The organism is Pseudomonadota bacterium, assembly GCA_023229365.1.
Taxonomy (GTDB): domain Bacteria; phylum Myxococcota_A; class Polyangia; order JAAYKL01; family JAAYKL01; genus JALNZK01.
Window position 1 is genome coordinate 1 of sequence record JALNZK010000116.1, and the last position, 16925, is coordinate 16925.

The 16925-nt window shown below is 68.8% G+C and carries 17 protein-coding genes; 7 read left to right on the forward strand and 10 right to left on the reverse strand.

The annotated features are described in order from the left end of the window. Nucleotides 1–3590 (forward strand): DUF1566 domain-containing protein (locus tag M0R80_26000; GenBank protein MCK9463091.1); only part of this gene is annotated, 3590 nt, incomplete at its 5' end. Between the two features lie 13 nt (nt 3591–3603). On the opposite strand, the gene M0R80_26005 is transcribed toward M0R80_26000, so the two are convergent. Beyond that, on the reverse strand, nt 3604–3915 hold the full coding sequence (locus M0R80_26005; GenBank protein ID MCK9463092.1) for a hypothetical protein: 312 nt from the start codon (nt 3913–3915) through the stop codon (nt 3604–3606). Nucleotides 3916–3969: 54 nt separating this feature from the next. After that, nucleotides 3970–5088: a hypothetical protein gene (locus tag M0R80_26010; protein MCK9463093.1), complete on the reverse strand. Its 1119-nt coding sequence runs from the start codon at nt 5086–5088 to the stop codon at nt 3970–3972. Between the two features lie 223 nt (nt 5089–5311). Here M0R80_26010 and nuoE point away from each other — a divergent pair, with 223 nt between their 5' ends. Genes nuoE through M0R80_26025 form a run of 3 tightly spaced genes read left to right on the forward strand, consistent with a single transcriptional unit; the run spans nt 5312 to nt 9657 of the window. Next, entirely contained in the window at nt 5312–5791 is a 480-nt protein-coding gene (nuoE, locus tag M0R80_26015; GenBank protein MCK9463094.1) for an NADH-quinone oxidoreductase subunit NuoE, read from the forward strand. Then, complete coding sequence (gene nuoF, locus M0R80_26020) at nt 5788–7554, forward strand: NADH-quinone oxidoreductase subunit NuoF (protein MCK9463095.1); 1767 nt, start codon at nt 5788–5790, stop codon at nt 7552–7554. The genes nuoE and nuoF overlap by 4 nt, the downstream gene beginning before the upstream one ends. Nucleotides 7555–7566: 12 nt before the next feature. After that, nucleotides 7567–9657, forward strand: a complete 2091-nt coding sequence (locus M0R80_26025) for an FAD-dependent oxidoreductase (protein MCK9463096.1) — start codon at nt 7567–7569, stop codon at nt 9655–9657. Nucleotides 9658–9663: 6 nt separating this feature from the next. Here M0R80_26025 and M0R80_26030 read toward each other — a convergent pair whose 3' ends face one another. From M0R80_26030 to M0R80_26040, 3 genes are read right to left on the reverse strand one after another with little or no spacing between them, the layout of a single operon-like run. Further along, on the reverse strand, nt 9664–10542 hold the full coding sequence (locus M0R80_26030; GenBank protein ID MCK9463097.1) for a radical SAM protein: 879 nt from the start codon (nt 10540–10542) through the stop codon (nt 9664–9666). A gap of 1 nt (nt 10543) precedes the next feature. Further along, on the reverse strand, nt 10544–11728 hold the full coding sequence (locus M0R80_26035; GenBank protein ID MCK9463098.1) for a pyridoxal phosphate-dependent aminotransferase: 1185 nt from the start codon (nt 11726–11728) through the stop codon (nt 10544–10546). Nucleotides 11729–11773: 45 nt separating this feature from the next. Then, a complete protein-coding gene (locus M0R80_26040) occupies nt 11774–12229 on the reverse strand; it encodes an acyl-CoA thioesterase (protein MCK9463099.1) in 456 nt (151 codons plus the stop codon). 118 nt (nt 12230–12347) lie between these two features. Between M0R80_26040 and M0R80_26045 the strand changes: the two genes are divergently transcribed. After that, nucleotides 12348–12842, forward strand: a complete 495-nt coding sequence (locus M0R80_26045; GenBank protein ID MCK9463100.1) for a hypothetical protein — start codon at nt 12348–12350, stop codon at nt 12840–12842. A gap of 13 nt (nt 12843–12855) precedes the next feature. Here the strand turns inward: M0R80_26045 and dnaB are convergent, their stop codons facing one another. From dnaB to rpsF, 4 genes are read right to left on the reverse strand one after another with little or no spacing between them, the layout of a single operon-like run. After that, entirely contained in the window at nt 12856–14277 is a 1422-nt protein-coding gene (gene dnaB, locus M0R80_26050; protein ID MCK9463101.1) for a replicative DNA helicase, read from the reverse strand. 15 nt (nt 14278–14292) lie between these two features. Continuing rightward, nucleotides 14293–14736, reverse strand: coding sequence for a 50S ribosomal protein L9 (gene rplI, locus M0R80_26055; protein MCK9463102.1), 444 nt, complete (start codon nt 14734–14736; stop codon nt 14293–14295). Nucleotides 14737–14749: 13 nt separating this feature from the next. After that, nucleotides 14750–15022 carry a 30S ribosomal protein S18 gene (rpsR, locus tag M0R80_26060; GenBank protein ID MCK9463103.1) on the reverse strand — a complete coding sequence of 91 codons (273 nt, stop codon included), beginning with the start codon at nt 15020–15022 and terminating at the stop codon, nt 14750–14752. A 9-nt stretch (nt 15023–15031) separates the two neighbouring features. Then, a complete protein-coding gene (rpsF, locus tag M0R80_26065; GenBank protein MCK9463104.1) occupies nt 15032–15553 on the reverse strand; it encodes a 30S ribosomal protein S6 in 522 nt (173 codons plus the stop codon). Between the two features lie 281 nt (nt 15554–15834). Between rpsF and M0R80_26070 the strand changes: the two genes are divergently transcribed. Together M0R80_26070 and M0R80_26075 are read left to right on the forward strand one after the other, a co-directional pair. Then, nucleotides 15835–16032 (forward strand): hypothetical protein, encoded by a 198-nt coding sequence (locus M0R80_26070; GenBank protein MCK9463105.1) that lies wholly within the window; start codon nt 15835–15837, stop codon nt 16030–16032. Continuing rightward, nucleotides 16019–16420: a hypothetical protein gene (locus tag M0R80_26075; GenBank protein ID MCK9463106.1), complete on the forward strand. Its 402-nt coding sequence runs from the start codon at nt 16019–16021 to the stop codon at nt 16418–16420. Before M0R80_26070 ends, M0R80_26075 begins: the two co-directional genes overlap by 14 nt. Before the next feature lie 19 nt (nt 16421–16439). On the opposite strand, the gene M0R80_26080 is transcribed toward M0R80_26075, so the two are convergent. Beyond that, nucleotides 16440–16925: M3 family metallopeptidase (locus M0R80_26080; protein ID MCK9463107.1), on the reverse strand; the 486-nt coding region annotated here is incomplete at its 5' end.

Consider the following 16925-nt stretch of genomic DNA (forward strand, 5'->3'; position numbering starts at 1 on the left):
ACACGGACACGGATACCGACACGGACACCGACACGGACACCGACACGGACACCGACACGGACACCGACACGGACACCGACACGGATACCGACGCCGACACGACCGGAACGGTGACCGGCTTCGCGATCCTCCAGGGGCTTTCCGATCACACGGGGATCGGGGTCGTGATCAACGGGCACCCCGAGCTCAACGACACGACGGGAGCGAGCGGGGCCTACACGATCACCGAGGTGCCGCCAGGCAACTACACGGTCACGGCGGCGCTCGCGGGCTGGAACTCGGTGACCTCGAGCACGTTCGCCGTGACCGCGGGGGACACCACGACCGTGCCGCCGTTGACGCTCACGGTGCAGACCGGCTCCATCCAGGGATACGTCTATCTCGACGTGGGCACGGACTTCTCCGGCTCGACCGTCGTGCTGGACGGGACCACCCTGAGCACGGTGACCGGCGGATCCGGGTTCTGGGCGATCGACGATGTGCCGATCGGCAGCTACACGGTGATCGCGACCCACCCGGGCTTCATCGACGACCAGGTCTCGGATCAGGCGGTGAACGCGAGCGACGTGACCACGGCCACCTCGATGACTCTGCACTGGGACAACACGCCGGCCTCCATCGAGATCTCCTCGGGCAACGGACAGAGCGGCGTGGCGGGCGAGCTGCTCGCCGACGAGCTGGTCGTCGACGTCGAGAACGCGGACGGGCTGCCCGTCGTCGGCGTCGACGTGGTTCTCACGGCGACGATAAACAATGGCCTGGTCGACGGGCTGACCCAGGTCACGGTCCAGACCGACGACAACGGGCTCGCGTCGGTCGCGATGCGCCTCGGCTACACCGGCACCGCGAACACGGTGACCGCCGTGACCGGCGTCCTGCCGGCCGTGTCGTTCAACGCGACCGGCGCCGTGCCGCACCACGTCGTCTTCACCCAGGGGGACGGGCAGACGGGAACGGTCGGCGCCGCGCTCGCGCTGGGCGTCGTCGCGCGAGTGGAGAACGCCTCGAACGCAGTCATCGACGGCGTCCCGGTCGACTTCGACGGCGACGGCACAGCGGCGCCGGCGACGGCGACGACCGCCGGTGGCGGCTTCGCGACGACGGCCTGGACCCTCGGCACGGCAGCGGGTGCGCAGAGCATGGACGTGACGTGGAACTCGACGCACCCGGCGCACACGAGCGCGAGCCTCGGCGCCGCCGACGCCACCGCGACCGCCGGGGCGTGCACGGACATCGTCATCGACGCCGGGAACAACCAGACCGGCCCGATCGGCGAGGAGCTGCCGCTCGATCTCGCGGTCGAGGCGCGCGACGCCTACGACAACCCGGTGAGCGGCCAAGCGGTCGCGTGGTCGTTCGGCACCGGCAGCGTGGGGCTGATCGAGGGTGCGTACCCCTCATTCAACGAGGCGACGGACAGCACCGGCGTCTCGTCGGTGGCGGTGATCCTCGGGCAGCTCGGGTCGCGCGCGGTGAGCGCGATAGGCTGCTCGACGACGCAGTGGTTCACGGAGATCGGCACGACGAACGGCTCCATCGCCTTCGTGAACCCGACCCCGAGCGGGACGGTGGGCGCGGCGCTCGCGGCCGAACTCGAGGTCTTCCTCCAGTCGGGCGGTACGCCGCTCGCGGGCGTGGAGGTGACGTTCTCCATCACCTCTGGCGACGGGTTCGAGCGGCTCGACGGCGGCACGGCGAACGTCGTGCGGATGACCGACACGACCGGCCACGCGTCGGTGCCGTACGCGCTCGGCCACTCGGCGTCCGCGAGCTACGCGGTGACCGCATCGTACGAAGGGGGCGGCAAGTCCGCGGTCGCCACGATCGCGGCGAACCACGACGTCGCGACGTCCGTCACCGCGACGGCGGGCACGCCGCAGAACGGCATGAAGCCGTGCCAGCCGCTCGCGTCCATGGTGGCGCTGGTCGCCGACCAGTACGGCAACCCGGTCGACGGCGGCATCGTCGACTTCACGGTCGGCACCGACACGCTCGGCTCGATCACACCTGGCGCGAACGGCCTCGCGACGCTCTCTGGCCAGTCGGTGAGCTGCACGTACCCGGACGACGTCGACTACAGGGCGACGCTGCGTTCGACCGCGCTGCACGCGGACTTCACGGTGATCGTCACGCCGGTGTCGCCGGTGATCGCGAGCCTGACGCCGTCCGAGTTCGAGGTCGGTGTGGCGACGATCGTCACCCTCCTGTCGACCGGCTCGAGCTTTCAGACGTGGAGCAAGCTGTACGTGGACGGCACCGAGGTCACGCCGACCTCGATCACCGCGACCACGATCGTCGCGACCGTGCCCGCGGCGCTCATCCCGTCGTGCGAGCCGCTCTCGTTCGCGGTGTGGAGCTACACCGGCGCGGGCGGCACCGACACGGTCGACGCCACGGCGATGCTCAACCTCCAGGGGATCGAATACGCGATGGCGTGGCCCGGGTTCTCGGGCGATCTCGACGTCACCGGGTGGGGGTTCGACACTGCGTGCCACGGCATGTGGACCGCGGCCGGAGGCACGGTGCAGATCGGGAGCGACATGGCCTCTTCGGGCGTGACGACGAACGCGCTGACGCTGGCGCTGACCACGTCCAGCTTGAGCACGGGCACCTGGTACGACCTCTATGTCGACGACGGCTCGGGCTACCTGTGCGATCCGACCGACTTTCTAGCGAGCGCGATGTGGCCCGACACGGGACAGACCAACGCCCAATGCTCCGACGATCCCACCGTGGCGGGCCTGGTCGCCTGCGGCACGCTCGACGCTACGTGGTGGGGGCAGGACGGTCACTACCAGGAGCCGCGGCGGCAGCACAGCTATGTGGACAATTCGAACGGAACGATCTCCGATCGGGTGACCGGTCTGATGTGGGAGAAGGCGGCGTCCGCCGTCACGATGACCTGGTCCGCGGCCGGGACGTACTGCGACGGCCAGACGACAGGCACGTACACAGACTGGCGGCTGCCGAATATCCACGAGCTGTGGACGATCATCGATTTCGGCAGGTTCACGCCGGCGATCGACACGGTCTTCTCGCAGGAGACCACGACGTTCTGGTCGTCGACGGCGTACCTGAAGAGCTCATCGAGCTACGCCTGGTACGTGAACTTCCAGAACGGGCAGAGCTACGGCCACAACGGCACGGTGGGCACGGCCCGGCAGGTGCGCTGCGTCCGCGGCGCGGTCTTCGGGCACGTGGCGTCGCCGGCTGCGCTCGTGGACAACGGCGACGAGACGCTGACCGATCCGAACACGCACCTCATGTGGACGAAGGCGATCCAGGGCACCGTGGGGTGGCAGACCGCGCTGAACAGCTGTGACGCTCTCTCGCTCGCCGGTCGCTCCGACTGGCGGCTGCCGGATCGGCACGAGCTCGCCAGCATCGTCAACCTCGGGGCCGAGAACCCGGCCGCGTACGGCGCGTTCACCGGGACGTTCAGCACCTACTTCTGGTCGTCATCCCACTGGGTGGGCGATACCTCCACCGACAGGAAGTGGATCGCCGGCCTCCACCTGAACGGCGCCGTGGGGTTCTCGCAGGTGCTGGGATCGAGCTTCCAGTACCTCTGCGTCCGCCCGGCGATGTGACGCGGCCTTCGCCCTACGCAGTCGGGTTGGCGGCGATCACGTGGACCTCGATCTTCCGGCCTTGCCACGTCGCGTCTGCCGAGCTCATTTCGGCGCCCGAGTTGTCGAACACCTGCACCGTCAACGAGCCTGTGGCCTCGTGGCTCCACCAGCAGTGGAGCGGGATCTTCTTCCCGGTCGCCTTGTCGACCCCGAAGGCGGTCGCACTCACCACGGCGCCGACGCAGTTGTGACCCAGTTCGCCGCTCGGATCGAAGACCAACGGGTACGGGGCTCCTTCCACCCACACCTTCTTCTGCGCGAACAGCTTCCTCGGATTCGGCATCTCCTCGTTTCCTTTTGTCAAAGGCCGGTCGCCGAAGCGCCCCGGCACGGCCAATCAGCCGACCGCCGTGATCTTCAGGTGAACCTCCGTGCCGTCCCACGCGATGTCGGACGGGCTGCACTCTGCGCCCGCCTGGCTCCAGAGGTGCAAGCTCAGCTTCTTCGCCGCGTCCACGCTCCAGGTGAAGCGGAGCCAGTTGGCCAGCGCCGTCGAGGCGGCGGCCCCGTGCACGCCGGACACGCCAATCTGGATGTCGCCGTACGCGCAGGTCAGCGCGGACAGATCGTAGTCATAGGGGTAGGAATCGCTGTTCGCGATCGTGAAGTCGTCCTTGATCGTGAGCGTGTTCTTGCGGCCCTCGAGCGTAGTGACGCGACCGTCGATCAAGTTCACATTCGCAATCGTCTCGTAGTCGGTATCGTGGTCGTGGCCGGAATTCGCCTTGCCCGTGAGCAATCCGTCGACGTCCGTCTTCGTGTAGTAGAGGCCGGAGTTGAAATCGATCGTCGCCTGTGCCGGGAGGTACGGGTAGGTCGGGAAGACCGGCGAGAACGTCACGGAGAAGTCGTCCGTGAATCGGAACGAGGTCGCGCGCCGGCTGGTCGTCTCGGTGCCCTTGTACACGGGGATGCCGCAGCGGCAGCGGAGGCGGAGGCAGAGGTCGTCCCAGCTGCAGCAGCAGCCGCGGCAGCAGCAGAACAGGCCGTGGCACAGGGTGCGCAGCTCGCCGAAGATTCGGGGATCGCAGCAGCACTTCACGAGCGTCGGCGCGTCCGGGAGCGGGCCGTGGAGAACGCCCTCCTTGAACGCCTGCGCGCCCTTGTCCAGCTTGCCGAGCGCCGCACTCCCGGCCTCGGAGTCCCAATCGAGGGCGCCGACGAGCTCGCCGAGCCGCTTGGGGGAGAGCGACTGGACGGCGCCGTTGAACGCGTCGAAGTTCCCCTTGCTCGCGGCGTCGAGCACCGCTCGGATCTCTTTCGGGAGGTTCTTGTCGAGCATCGCCTCCTTCAGCTTGTCGAGATCCTTGGGGGTGAAGGAGATCGGCTTGATCGCCGCGATCGACGTCTTCTTGGGCGCGATCTTCTTGACCGCTCGCTTGGCCGCCTTCTTCACAGGCGCCTTCTTCGGAGCCTTTGCCGTCGCTCTCTTCTTTCCGCTCTTCGCCGCTTTCATGTGCACCTCCGTCGCGTAATGCCGGCCGCCTGGAGTCAGGAGCCGCGTGTCACGCTGATCCGATGTTCCGACCCGGTTTGGAAACGGGAACCAGGATGCCCTTGAATGGGGCGGCGTGTCAAAAGAGAACTTCGCAGCAAACGAGGCCTCCAGGGCGTCGATTGCCGTTTTCCCGAAACCCCATCCCGCGTATGATGCGTCCGCGCAAAAAAGGAGCCGTCCAATGACCATCGATCTTGCGAGAGTCGACGCCATCGTCGCGCGCGTCGGGAAGGACGCGTCCAAGGCGATCCCGATCCTGCAGGCCGTGCAGGAGGAGCTCCGGTACGTGCCGCTCGAGGCGATCGAGCGGATCGCCGCGACCACGGAGATGACCGAGTCGCAGCTCTTCGGCGTGGCGACCTTCTACGCCCAGTTCCGCCTGAAGCCCGTGGGCGAGCGGCTCGTGCGTGTCTGCCACGGCACCGCCTGCCACGTGGGCGGCGCCGTGGGGATCAGCGAGGCGATGGAGGCGCGGCTCGGCGTCAAGGACGGCGAGAACACGCCCGACCTCAGGTACACGCTCGAGTCGGTCGCGTGCGTCGGCTGCTGCTCGCTCGCGCCCGTCGTCATGGTGGACAAGAGGACGTTCGGCAAGCTCGACCGCAAGAAGGCGGCGCAGATCATCGACGACCTCGAGGCCGGGAAGGGGGGTGCGCGATGAGCGGGCGCAAGTCGATCGTGGTCGGCATGAGCACGTGCAACATCGCCGCCGGCGCCGAGGAGGTCCACGACTTCCTCGCGGAGCGGGTCGCGGCCGGGCTCGACGCAGACCTCCTCGTCACGGGCTGCTTCGGGATGTGCTTCGCCGAGCCGCAGGTCCGGATCGTCGACGCGGACGGCGCGAGCCGCCTCTACGCGAACGTGAACCGCATGCGCATCGAGAAGATCGTCGCCGAGGACGTCCTGGGCGGCAAGCCCGTCGACAAGTGGCTCGTGAAGCTCGACGAGGGCGAGGGGCAGAAGCTCTGGGGCAAGCAGAAGCGGATCGTGCTCGCGAACTGCGGCGCCATCGATCCGGAGAAGATCGACGACTACCTCGCGCGCGACGGCTACAAGGCGCTCGAGAAGGTGCTCCGGGCGAACGACCGGATGGCCGTGATCCAGGAGATCACCGCGTCCGGGCTGCGCGGCCGCGGCGGCGCCGGCTTCTCGACCGGCATGAAGTGGAAGTTCGCGTACGGCTACGAGAACCCCAAGAAGTACGTCGTGTGCAACGCGGACGAGGGCGATCCGGGCGCGTTCATGGACCGCACGACGCTCGAGAGCGATCCGCACGCCGTGCTCGAGGGGATGGCGATCGGCGCCTTCGCGACCGGCGCCAACGAGGCGTACATCTACTGCCGCGCCGAGTACCCGCTCGCGATCAAGCGGCTCTACATCGCGATCGAGCAGGCGACCGCGCGCGGCTTCCTCGGCGAGAAAATCTTCGGCTCGCCGTTCAGCTTCGAGATCCACGTGAAGGAGGGCGCCGGCGCGTTCGTGTGCGGCGAGGAGACGGCGCTCATGACGTCGATCGAGGGGCGCCGCGGCATGCCGCGCGTGCGGCCGCCGTTCCCGGCCGAGGCCGGGCTGTTCGGCAAGCCGACCACGATCAACAACGTCGAGACCTGGGCGAACGTCCCGTGGATCATCCGCAACGGGGCCGCGGCGTTCGCGGCGATGGGCACCGAGAAGTCGAAGGGCACCAAGGTGTTCGCGCTCGCGGGCAAGATCAAGAACGGCGGCCTCGTCGAGGTGCCGATGGGGATCACGCTCGACGAGATCATCCACGAGGTCGGCGGCGGCACGGGCACGAAGCGGCAGGTGAAGGCCGTACAGATGGGCGGCCCGTCGGGCGGCTGCGTGCCGCGCTCCCTCTTCGGCACGAAGATCGACTACGACGAGGTGACGAAGACCGGCGCGATCATGGGTTCGGGCGGCATGGTCGTCATGGACGAGACGACCTGCATGGTCGACGTCGCCAGGTACTTCCTCAACTTCACGCAGCTCGAGTCGTGCGGCAAGTGCACCTTCTGCCGGATCGGCACGACGCGGATGCTCGAGATCCTGACGCGCATCTGCGACGGCAAGGGCGTCCCGGAGGACATCCCGGCGCTCGAGGATCTCGCGCAGCAGATCAAGACCACCAGCCTGTGCGGGCTCGGGCAGACCGCGCCGAACCCCGTGCTGACGACGCTCCGGTACTTCCGCGACGAGTACGAGTCGCACATCTTCGACAAGAAGTGCCGGGCCGGGAAGTGCCGGTCGCTCTGCTCCTTCCGGATCACCGAGGCGTGCACCGGCTGCATGGTGTGCGCGAAGAACTGCCCGCTCGACTGCATCTCCGGAGAGAAGAAGCAGCTGCACGTGATCGACCAGGCCAAGTGCATCCGGTGCGGCGTCTGCCGCGACCTGTGCAAGTTCGACGCCGTCGTGGTCGGGTGAGAGGAGGGAGCCGTGAAGAACGTGAAATTCAATCTGGACGGCACGGTCGTCGAGGTCCCGGCCGGCACCACGATCCTGGACGCGGCCAAGGCGCACGGGACGTTCATCCCGACCTTCTGCCACCTCCAGGAGCTCAAGCCGTTCGCGTCGTGCTTCGTCTGCGTGGTCGAGATCGAGGGCCGCGCGAACCTCGCGCCGTCGTGCTCCACGGCCGCGGCCGAGGGGATGGTCGTGCGCACGACGAGCGAGCGGGTGCAGAAGGCGCGCAAGACCTGCCTCGAGCTGCTGCTCTCGGATCACGAGGGCGACTGCCTCGGGCCGTGCATGTCGGCGTGCCCCGCCGGGATCGACATCCCGGGGTTCGTCGCGCACCTCGCGAGGGGCGAGGACCGGGCGGCGCTCGAGCTCATCCGCGTGAGCATGCCGCTGCCGGGCATCCTCGGCCGCGTGTGCACGCGCCCGTGCGAGACCGCGTGCCGGCGCCAGCTCGTCGAGAAGCCGATCGCCATCTGCCACCTCAAGCGGTACGCCGCGGACTCGGGCGCCCTGGGCGACGAGCCGCCCCGCCCGGCGGAGGCGACCGGGAAGCGGGTCGCGATCGTCGGCGCAGGCCCGGCCGGGCTCTCGGCCGCGTACTACCTGCAGCTGCTCGGCCACGCGTGCACGATCTTCGACGCCCACGAGAAGGCGGGCGGCATGGTGCGCTACGGGATCCCGAGCTACCGGCTCCCCCGCGGCGTCATCGAGCGCGAGGCGGCCGCCATCGAGAGGCTCGGGGCGACGTTCCGCTTCGGCACGGCGCTCGGCCGGGACGTGCGGCTCGAGCAGCTGCGCGCCGACTACGGCGCGGTGTTCCTGGGGCTCGGTGCCCAGAAGGCGACCGCGATGGGCGTGCCGGGCGAGGAGCTCCCGGGCGTGCTCTCGGGCATCGGCTTCCTGGGTGCCGTGTCGCGCGACGAGAAGCACCCGATAGGCCGCACCGTCATGGTCGTCGGCGGCGGCAACACCGCGATCGACGCGGCGCGCACCGCGCTGCGGCTAGGCGCCGAGGAGGTGACGATCCTCTACCGCCGCACCCGCGCCGAGATGCCGGCGTGGGCGATGGAGGTGCACGCGGCCGAGGAGGAGGGCGTGAAGCTCGAGATCCTCGCCGCGCCCACGAAGATCGAGCGGGCGGCCGACGGCCTGCTCCACGTCACCTGCATCCGCATGGCGCTCGGCGAGAAGGACGCGTCCGGCCGGCAGCGGCCGGTGCCCCAGGCGGGGAGCGAGCACGTCCGGATCGTCGAGAACGTCGTCGCGGCGATCGGCCAGGGCGTCGATCCGTCGTCCGCGACGGGCTGCGGGGTGACGAAGTGGAAGACGCTCGCCGCGGATCCGCGGACGCTGGCGACGAGCCTCGACGGCGTGTTCGCGGGCGGCGACTGCGTGAACGGCGCCGACATCGCGGTCACGGCCGTGGCCGCCGGCCGCCGGGCCGCGATCGCGATCGACCAGCATCTCATGGGGCTGCCGGTGACAGGGGATCCGGCGGTGTACGACCACACGATGGGCGCGATCGACAAGGTGGATCGCAACGTCGTGCGGGGGTTCGAGAAGGACGAGCGGCGGCCGATGCCGGAGCTCGAGCCCGAGCCGCGGGCGCGCTGCTTCGACGAGGTGGAGACCGGCTTCGACGCCGCGACCGTGCGCGCCGAGGCGGCGCGGTGCATGGAGTGCGGCTGCCGCGCGGCCCACGAGTGCCGGCTGCGCGCCTACGCCGCCGCGTTCGGCGCGGCGCAGGACAGGTTCGGGGGCCGCAAGCGGGCGTACCTGAAGGACGCGAGCCACCCGACGGTCGTGTACGAGACGCACAAGTGCATCCAGTGCGGCACCTGCGTCCGCCTCACGGAGGAGATCCTCGGCACCTCGGCGATGGGGTTCGTCGGGCGCGGCATCTCGGCGCGGGTGGCGCCGGCGCTCGGCCGGGAGCTCGCGAAGGTCGACGGCCGCGGGATCGAGCGGCTCGTCGAGGCGTGCCCGGTGGGCGCGCTCACCTTGAAGGAGGCGAAGGTCCCCACGCTGGAGCCTGTGTTCGCCCGCCCCTCGGTGCGGAAGATCTGACGGCGCTCACAGCCCCCGCAGGAACTCCGGCCGCAGCGCCCCTTCCCCCTCGCGCAGCGCCTCGTCGATCCGCGCGAGCATGCGCGGCTTGTCGCGCTGGAGATCCCCGGCGAGCGCGAGGTAGTTCGAGGCGTGGTTCGCGCGGAACGTGATCCCGTCGGCCCCGATGCCGTCCAGGATCGCGCGGCACTCGACGAGGCTCTCGGTCGGCGTCAGCTCGGCCCTGTCCGGATCGCCGAACGCGACGGCGAACGGCGGATCGCGCTCCTCGAGGATCAGCGTGAGCGCGGCGGCGTACCTGGGCCGGATCGCGTCGAGGAGGCGCGCTGTCCCCGCGGCGTGGCGCGCCGAGAGCCGCTTCCCGCCGAGGCCGAGGATCACGGTGATCGAGAGGTCGAACCCGGCCTCCTGGGGCTTCGCGCACAGGGCGATCATCTCGTCCGCGGTGACGCCCTTGTCGATCCGCCGCAGCACCTCGTCGTCGCCGCTCTCCGCGCCGACGAACAGCATGGTGAGCCCGGCCTCGCGGATGCGGCGCATCTCCAAGGCGCTCTTCCTCGCGAAGTTCTCGGGGCCCGCGTAGCAGGTCACGCGCTCGAGCCTCGGGAACGCGGCGTACAGGCGCTCGAGGATGCGCAACAGCCGCTCGGTCGACAGCACGAACGCGTCGCCGTCGGCGAGGAAGACGCGGCGAGCGTGCGGCAGCTCGCGGGCGGCCCACTCGATCTCCGCGAAGAGCTCGGCCTCGGGCCGCGCGCGGAACCGCTTGCCCTGGTAGCTCACGCAGAACGCGCACCTGTTGTGGGAGCAGCCGATGGTCGCCTGCAGGATGAGCGAGCGCGCCTCGGACGGCGGCCTGTAGAGCGGGAGATCGTACCGGATCAAATCAGCCCCGGATCGCGCGGATGACCTTCTCGAACGCGGGGAGCGCTCCCCAGATCTTCTCGTCCGCGACGCAGTACCCGACCCGGAAGTAGCCCGGGGCGCCGAAGCCCGTGCCCGGCACCGCGAGCACGCGCTCGCTCTTGAGCTTCTGGCAGAACGCTACGTCGTCGCCGCCCGGCGCCTTGGGGAAGACGTAGAACGCGCCGCCCGGCACCACGAGCTCGTACCCCATGCCCTGGAGCTCCGCGCACAAGCGGTCGCGCTTGCGGCGGTACCACTCGAGGTCGACGGTCACGGTCTGGAGCTCGGTCACGGTGCGCTGCATGAGCGCCGGCGCGTTGACGTAGCCGAGGACCCGGTTCGAGAACACCGCGGCGCCGACGACCTTCTGCCAGCCTTTCATCCGCGGGGACACGGCGAGGAAGCCGATCCGCTCGCCCGGCAGGCCGAGATCCTTGGAGTGGCTCGTCGCGACGAGCGTGTTCTCGTAGCCGTTGAACGAGCTCGTGCACTTGTCCATGTCGTACACGAGCTTGCGGTACGGCGCGTCGTCGATGAGGAAGATCGGCCGCTCGCGCTTCGCGGACTCGCGGCGCAGAAGGTCGCCGAGCCCGTCGAGGGTCGCCTGCGGGTACACCACGCCGGTCGGGTTGTTGGGGTTCGTGATCAGCACGGCCCGGGTCCTGGTGCTGATCTTGGCGGCGATCGCGCCGAGGTCGAGATCGAAGCCCGGCGCGCTCTGGGCCACGACCATCACGCCGCCGTGGTTCTCGATGTAGAACCTGTACTCGACGAAGTGGGGCGCGACGCAGATCACCTCCTCGCCCGGGTCGAGCACCGCCTTGATCGAGATGTTCACCGCGCCGCCGGCGCCCACGGTCATGACGACGTTATTGCCCTTGAACGGGAGGCCGTGGTCCGCGGCGAGCGAGTCGGCGACCGCCTCCCGCGAGGCCATGTAGCCGGCGTTGCTCATGTACCTGTGCTGGCCGGGCGAGTCGTCCTCGATGATCCGGCGCAGGGTGCGCTTGAACTCGGCCGGCGGCTCGAGCTCGGGGTTGCCGATGGACAGGTCGTAGACGGGCAGGCCCGTGCCGTCCCGCATCATCTGCATGCCCTCTTCGAACAGCTTGCGGATCCAGGAGCCCTTGGTCTCGTAGGCGGCGATGGTTCTCGAGATCGGCATGATGTGCTCCACTCTTCGGCGTTGGTGCGCCCTCCGTTCGGGCGTCTAGTCTACGGTATCTGTCTCGTCCGTCGTCTCTTCGTTCTCGAGCGCCTCCCGCACCGAGGCGGGAAGCCGCGTCGGCCGGCCTTCGCTGGTGGTCACCGCGTGCCGCGTGAAGCCGCGGACCAGCGGGACGCCGTCCTTGGAGATCTCGTACTCGAACCGGATCTGCGCGCGGCCGATCTCGCCGAGCCGCGCGGTCACGCGGATCACGTCGTCGTAGCGCGCGGGCTTCAGGTACACCGCGTTCGCCTCGATCACCGGGAGCATGACGCCGCTCTCCTCCACGTCGCGGTAGCTCGAGCCGCGGCGCCGCATGTACGCCGCGCGCCCGGCCTCGAACCAGCGCAGGTACGTCGCGTGGTACACGACGCCCATCCGGTCCGTGTCCGCGTACAGGACCCGCGCCGCGATCGTCGTGGTCTGGAAGGGGACCTCCGCTTGCCGCTCATCGCCCACCCGATCCGCATATCAGACCCTCTGCTCTCCCCGCAACCCTGCAAAGAGCGAAGCCCACTTGATCCCCGGCGCCGCGCGGGACACACTTCTCATGCGGAGGATTCACAAGGAGGGCGAGATGACCGAAGGCCAGCCTCTTTATACGGCCCACAACATCTGGTACGAGCGCGCCGACCGCGTGTTCGCGATCAACTACAAGAAGGGGATCATCATCCCGGCGGGCTCGCCCGCGATACTCGACCCCCGCGGGGTCCGCCGCGGGGATTCCGAGATCCGCTTCTCGGTCCCGGCCGCCGGCGTCAGCGTGACGATGCACCTCCAGCCCAAGTTCGCACCCGGCGTGTCGATCGAGGCGCTCCGCGATCGCACGCTCACGCCCAAGCCGTGGGAGCAGATCATCGAGGGGCTCGACGCGAAGGAGATCGAGTGCATCCGCAACGCCGTGGTCCAGCCCGGGGTCTCGAAGCGCGCCGTGCTCGCGGCGTACGGCTACCCGCCCGAGCACGTCACGCCGACGCTGGAGAAGGGCGTCTGGACCTACTGGATCAACAGGTTCATCAAGAAGGAGCTGGTCTTCGGCGCGGACGGAAGGACCACGACCGCGTTGCCGTAGCAGGGGCGACGCATCAGTAGTCGCCCGCCTTGCCCGAGTCGTGGAAGCCCGCCGGCTCCTCCGCCTTCGACAGGTTGTCGAACCGCGTGTACAGCCCGCTGAACAGGAGCCGGACGATGCCGGTCGGGCCGGAGCGCTGCTTGCCGACGATGATCTCGGCGACGCCCTTGTCCTGCGTGTTGGGGTTGTACCACTCGTCGCGGTAGACGAACACGATCAGGTCCGCGTCCTGCTCGATCGCGCCCGACTCGCGGAGATCGGACATCATCGGCCGCTTGTCGGGGCGGCTCTCGAGGCTGCGGTTGAGCTGCGACAGGGCGACGATCGGCACGCGCAGCTCCTTGGCGAGCCCCTTGAGCGAGCGCGAGATCTCCGAGATCTCCTGCTCCCGGTTGTCCTTGCGCCTGCCGCCGGCCTGCATGAGCTGCAGGTAGTCGACGACGATCAGGCCGAGCCCCTTCTCCGCCATGAGCCGCCGCGACTTGGCGCGGATCTCGATGGGCGTCATGGGCGCGTTGTCGTCGAGGTACACCGGGACCTGGTGCAGCACGCCGGCGGTGTTCGTGAGGCGGCGCCAGTCCGACTGGTCGAGGCGGCTCGGCGCGCGCATCTTCGACGCGTCGACCCGGCCCTCGGACGACAGCATGCGGCGCACGAGCTGCTCCTTGGACATCTCGAGCGAGAACACGAGCGTCGGCACGCCGGTCTCCTTGGCCGCGTTGAACGCCATGTTCAGCGCGAGCGCGGTCTTGCCCATCGAGGGCCGCCCGGCCACGATCACGAGGTCCCCCGCCTGGAACCCGGCGGTCAGCCGGTCGAGCTCCGCGAACCCGCTCGGCATCCCGGTGACCTCGCCCTTGCGCCCGGCGGCGAGCTCCATGTCCTCGAACGTCTTCTTGAGCACCCGCGAGATGTGCGTGTAGCTCTCGCCGATCCGCGCCTGCGACGCCTGGAACACGAGCTTCTCGGCGCCGTCGAGGAACTCGTCCGCGTCGTCCTGGTCGCCGAACCCCTCGGCCACCACCTGCTGCGCCGCGTAGATCATCCGGCGCACGGACGCCTTGGCGCGCACGATGCGGGCGTAGTGCTCGATGTTCGCGACCGTGGCGACGCGCTCCGTCAGCCCCTCCAGGGCGAGCGTCCCGCCGATCTTCTCGAGATCGCCCTGCTTGATGAGCTGGTTGCCGAGCGTGACGTGGTCGACGGGCAGCCCCTTGCCGGAAAGCTCCTGGATCGCGGCGTAGATGCGCCGGTGCGCCTCGACGTAGAAGTCCTCGGGCTGGAGGATGTTCTGGATGAGGAAGAGCGCCTGGTTGTTCAGGAGGACGCAGCCGAGCACGGCCTCCTCGGCTTCCTTGTTGTAGGGCGGCACGCGGCCCTCTGACATCTGGGGCTCGGCCGCGCGTTTGGTCTTGTCGTCGCCGGGTCGGTCCATGCCGCCCCCGATCTTCTATTCCTTGACCACCCAGACCTTGAGATCCGCCATCACGCCGCCGTGGAGCTTCACGCCCACCGTATAGACGCCGAGCGCCTTGATCGGCTCGGCGATGGCGATCCGCCGGCGATCGACGGTCACGCCCTCGCTCGCGAGCGCCTTCTCGACGTCCTTGGCGGTCACGGATCCGAACAGCTTGTCGTTCTCGCCCACGGGCTTCGCGACCGTGACGCTCAGCTCGGCGAGCCGCGCCTTGACCTGCTCGGCCTCGGCCTTGGCGACGTCGATCTGGCGCTGGATCTCGCGCATCTTGTGCTCGATCATCCCGATGTTGCGGGACGTCGCGGCGGCGGCCAGGCCCTGCGGGAAAAGGAAGTTGCGGGCGAATCCGGGCTTCACGTTGACGATCGTGCCGGGGTCGCCGAGGTGCGGTACTTGCTCGCGCAAAATGACTTTCATGGGCCCCTCCTCGTCACTTCGGCGCCGTGAACGGCATGAGGGCGATGTTGCGCGCCCGCTTGATGGCGGTGCACAGAGCTCGCTGGTGCTTGGCACACGCCCCGGAGATCCGGCGCGGCACGATCTTGCCCCGCTCGGTGATGAAGTAGCGCAGCGCCTGCGCGTCCTTGTAGTCGATGACCAGCGTCGTGTCGGCGCAGAAGCGGCACACGCGGCGCCGGCGTCCTCCGCCCCCGCCCCCGCGACGACGATTCTCTCCTCCTTGAGATCTCTCTCTATGGTCCATCGGATCCTCCTATGCCAACTCGTCGTCCGACGACTCTTCGTCATCACGGCTCGGGGCCTCGACCTCTTCGCGCGGCGGCCGCGGCGCCCGATCGCGCCGGTCCTCGTACGCGTCCTCGGCGAACGACGGGGCGGGCGGGGGCTCGTGCTCGCTCTCCTCGTACGTCGGGACGAACGAGATGTCCTCCTCGCGCGCCGGTCGCGCCTCGGGGTCCACGTCGTCGTCAACCTTGACCGTCAGGTACTTGATGACCGGATCGAGCATGCGCAGGTTGCGCTCGATCTCGTGCACCAGGTCCTCGTACCCGAGGTAGCGAAGGTAGATGAAGATCCCCTTGGGCTGCTTGCGCACCGCGTAGGCCAGCCGTCGCTTGCCCCAGTTCTCGGCGCGCAGCATCTTGCCCTCGAGCTTCGAGATGACGTCCTGGCAGCGGCCGGCCACGCGATCGACCACCTCGGTCGCGGAGTCGGGGTTCAGGATGAAGATCGTCTCGTACTCACGGGCCCTGTGGACGGGCAGGACGTGATCCATTGTGCCTCCTCACGGATGAAGCCCCGGGTCGCGCCCGGAGCAAGGAGTATGTGGGCGGGGCCCTAGCGCCCCGCGAGCCGCGATAACTAGCGCAAGGGCGGGGGATGGTCAAGGAAAACCCCATCCCGCGATGCCGGCGCACGGACCGGGCGGCCGCCTTCCGCGCCGCGCCAAACGCTCCGCAGTCTGGCGCGCGCATCGCCTCGAACCCCGAGGCGGCGCGTGCTATAGTGGCTTCGATCCTTGGGGCGCGCGTCCTGCGCCGAGGAGGAGGCGCGGCGGTGCGAGAGCGGATGGACAGAGGGCGGCTTCTCGTGGGGAGCGCCGAGGAGGTCGACCGGGCGCAGCGCGAGGAATGGGCGCGCGCACCGATCGAGGAGAAGCTCGAGACCATCACGTACCTGAGGGAATGTTTCTATGGCCCCGAAGCGACTACCGGACGACTTCAGAGAGTTCATACAGTGCTTGAACGCCCATGAGGTCCGGTACCTCCTCGTCGGCGGCTGGGCAGTGGGGATCTACGGGAACCCGCGCGCCACCAAGGACATCGACTTTCTGGTCGCGGTCGATGACGAGAACGTCGATCGACTCCAGGCAGCGCTCCGCCAGTTCCGGGCGCCGACCGTGGAGAACGGTGTCTTCCAGAAGCCCGGGAACGTCTTCCGCATGGGCGCTTCGCCCGTCCAGATCGACATCATCAACGAAGCGTCCGGGATTTCTTTCGACGACTGCTACGCGCGGCGCGAGGTGATCGTCGCGGACGGCTTGCCGATCTCGATGATCTCGAAGGCGGACCTGATACGGAACAAGCGCGCGTCCGGGCGCCACCGCGATCTCGCGGACGTCGAGATCCTCGAGGAGGGATAGGGGAGCGGGCATCGCCTCCCTACTTCACGAACCCCTTGCGCTTGAGCATCGGCTTCGTGGACGGCGCGCGGCCGCGGAAGCGCTCGTACAGCTCCATCGGGTCCTCGGAGCCGCCCTTCGAGAGGATGTTGTCCCGGAACGACTGCGCGGTCTTCTTGTCGAAGAGGCCGTTCTCCTGGAACGCCTCGAACGCGTCCGCGTCGAGCACCTGGGACCACAGGTAGCTGTAGTAGCCCGCGCTGTAGAAGTCCCCTTCGAAGACGTGCAGGAAGTACGTGCTCCTGTAGCGGGCGGCGATCTCGGGGATGAGCCCGATGCGGTCGAGCGCCTTCCTCTCGAACGCCCGCACGTCGTCGGTCGGCGGCGCGGTCAGCGTGTGCCAGGCCATGTCCAGGTAGCTCGCCGCGGCGTACTCGACCGTCGCGAACCCCTCGTTGAACGTCCTGGCCTTGTCGATCTTCGCGATCAAGGCGTCCGGGATCGGCTCGTTCGTCTCGAAGTGAGA

Bases quoted from the DNA above. Each gene is read 5' to 3' on its own strand.
- rpsF (MCK9463104.1), bottom strand. From the start codon at position 15,553: ATGGATCACGTCCTGCCCGTCCACAGGGCCCGTGAGTACGAGACGATC.
- nuoE (MCK9463094.1), top strand. From the start codon at position 5,312: ATGACCATCGATCTTGCGAGAGTCGACGCCATCGTCGCGCGCGTCGGG.
- M0R80_26035 (MCK9463098.1), bottom strand. From the start codon at position 11,728: ATGCCGATCTCGAGAACCATCGCCGCCTACGAGACCAAGGGCTCCTGG.
- M0R80_26005 (MCK9463092.1), bottom strand. From the start codon at position 3,915: ATGCCGAATCCGAGGAAGCTGTTCGCGCAGAAGAAGGTGTGGGTGGAA.
- M0R80_26045 (MCK9463100.1), top strand. From the start codon at position 12,348: ATGACCGAAGGCCAGCCTCTTTATACGGCCCACAACATCTGGTACGAG.
- M0R80_26010 (MCK9463093.1), bottom strand. From the start codon at position 5,088: ATGAAAGCGGCGAAGAGCGGAAAGAAGAGAGCGACGGCAAAGGCTCCG.
- nuoF (MCK9463095.1), top strand. From the start codon at position 5,788: ATGAGCGGGCGCAAGTCGATCGTGGTCGGCATGAGCACGTGCAACATC.
- rpsR (MCK9463103.1), bottom strand. From the start codon at position 15,022: ATGGACCATAGAGAGAGATCTCAAGGAGGAGAGAATCGTCGTCGCGGG.
- dnaB (MCK9463101.1), bottom strand. From the start codon at position 14,277: ATGGACCGACCCGGCGACGACAAGACCAAACGCGCGGCCGAGCCCCAG.
- rplI (MCK9463102.1), bottom strand. From the start codon at position 14,736: ATGAAAGTCATTTTGCGCGAGCAAGTACCGCACCTCGGCGACCCCGGC.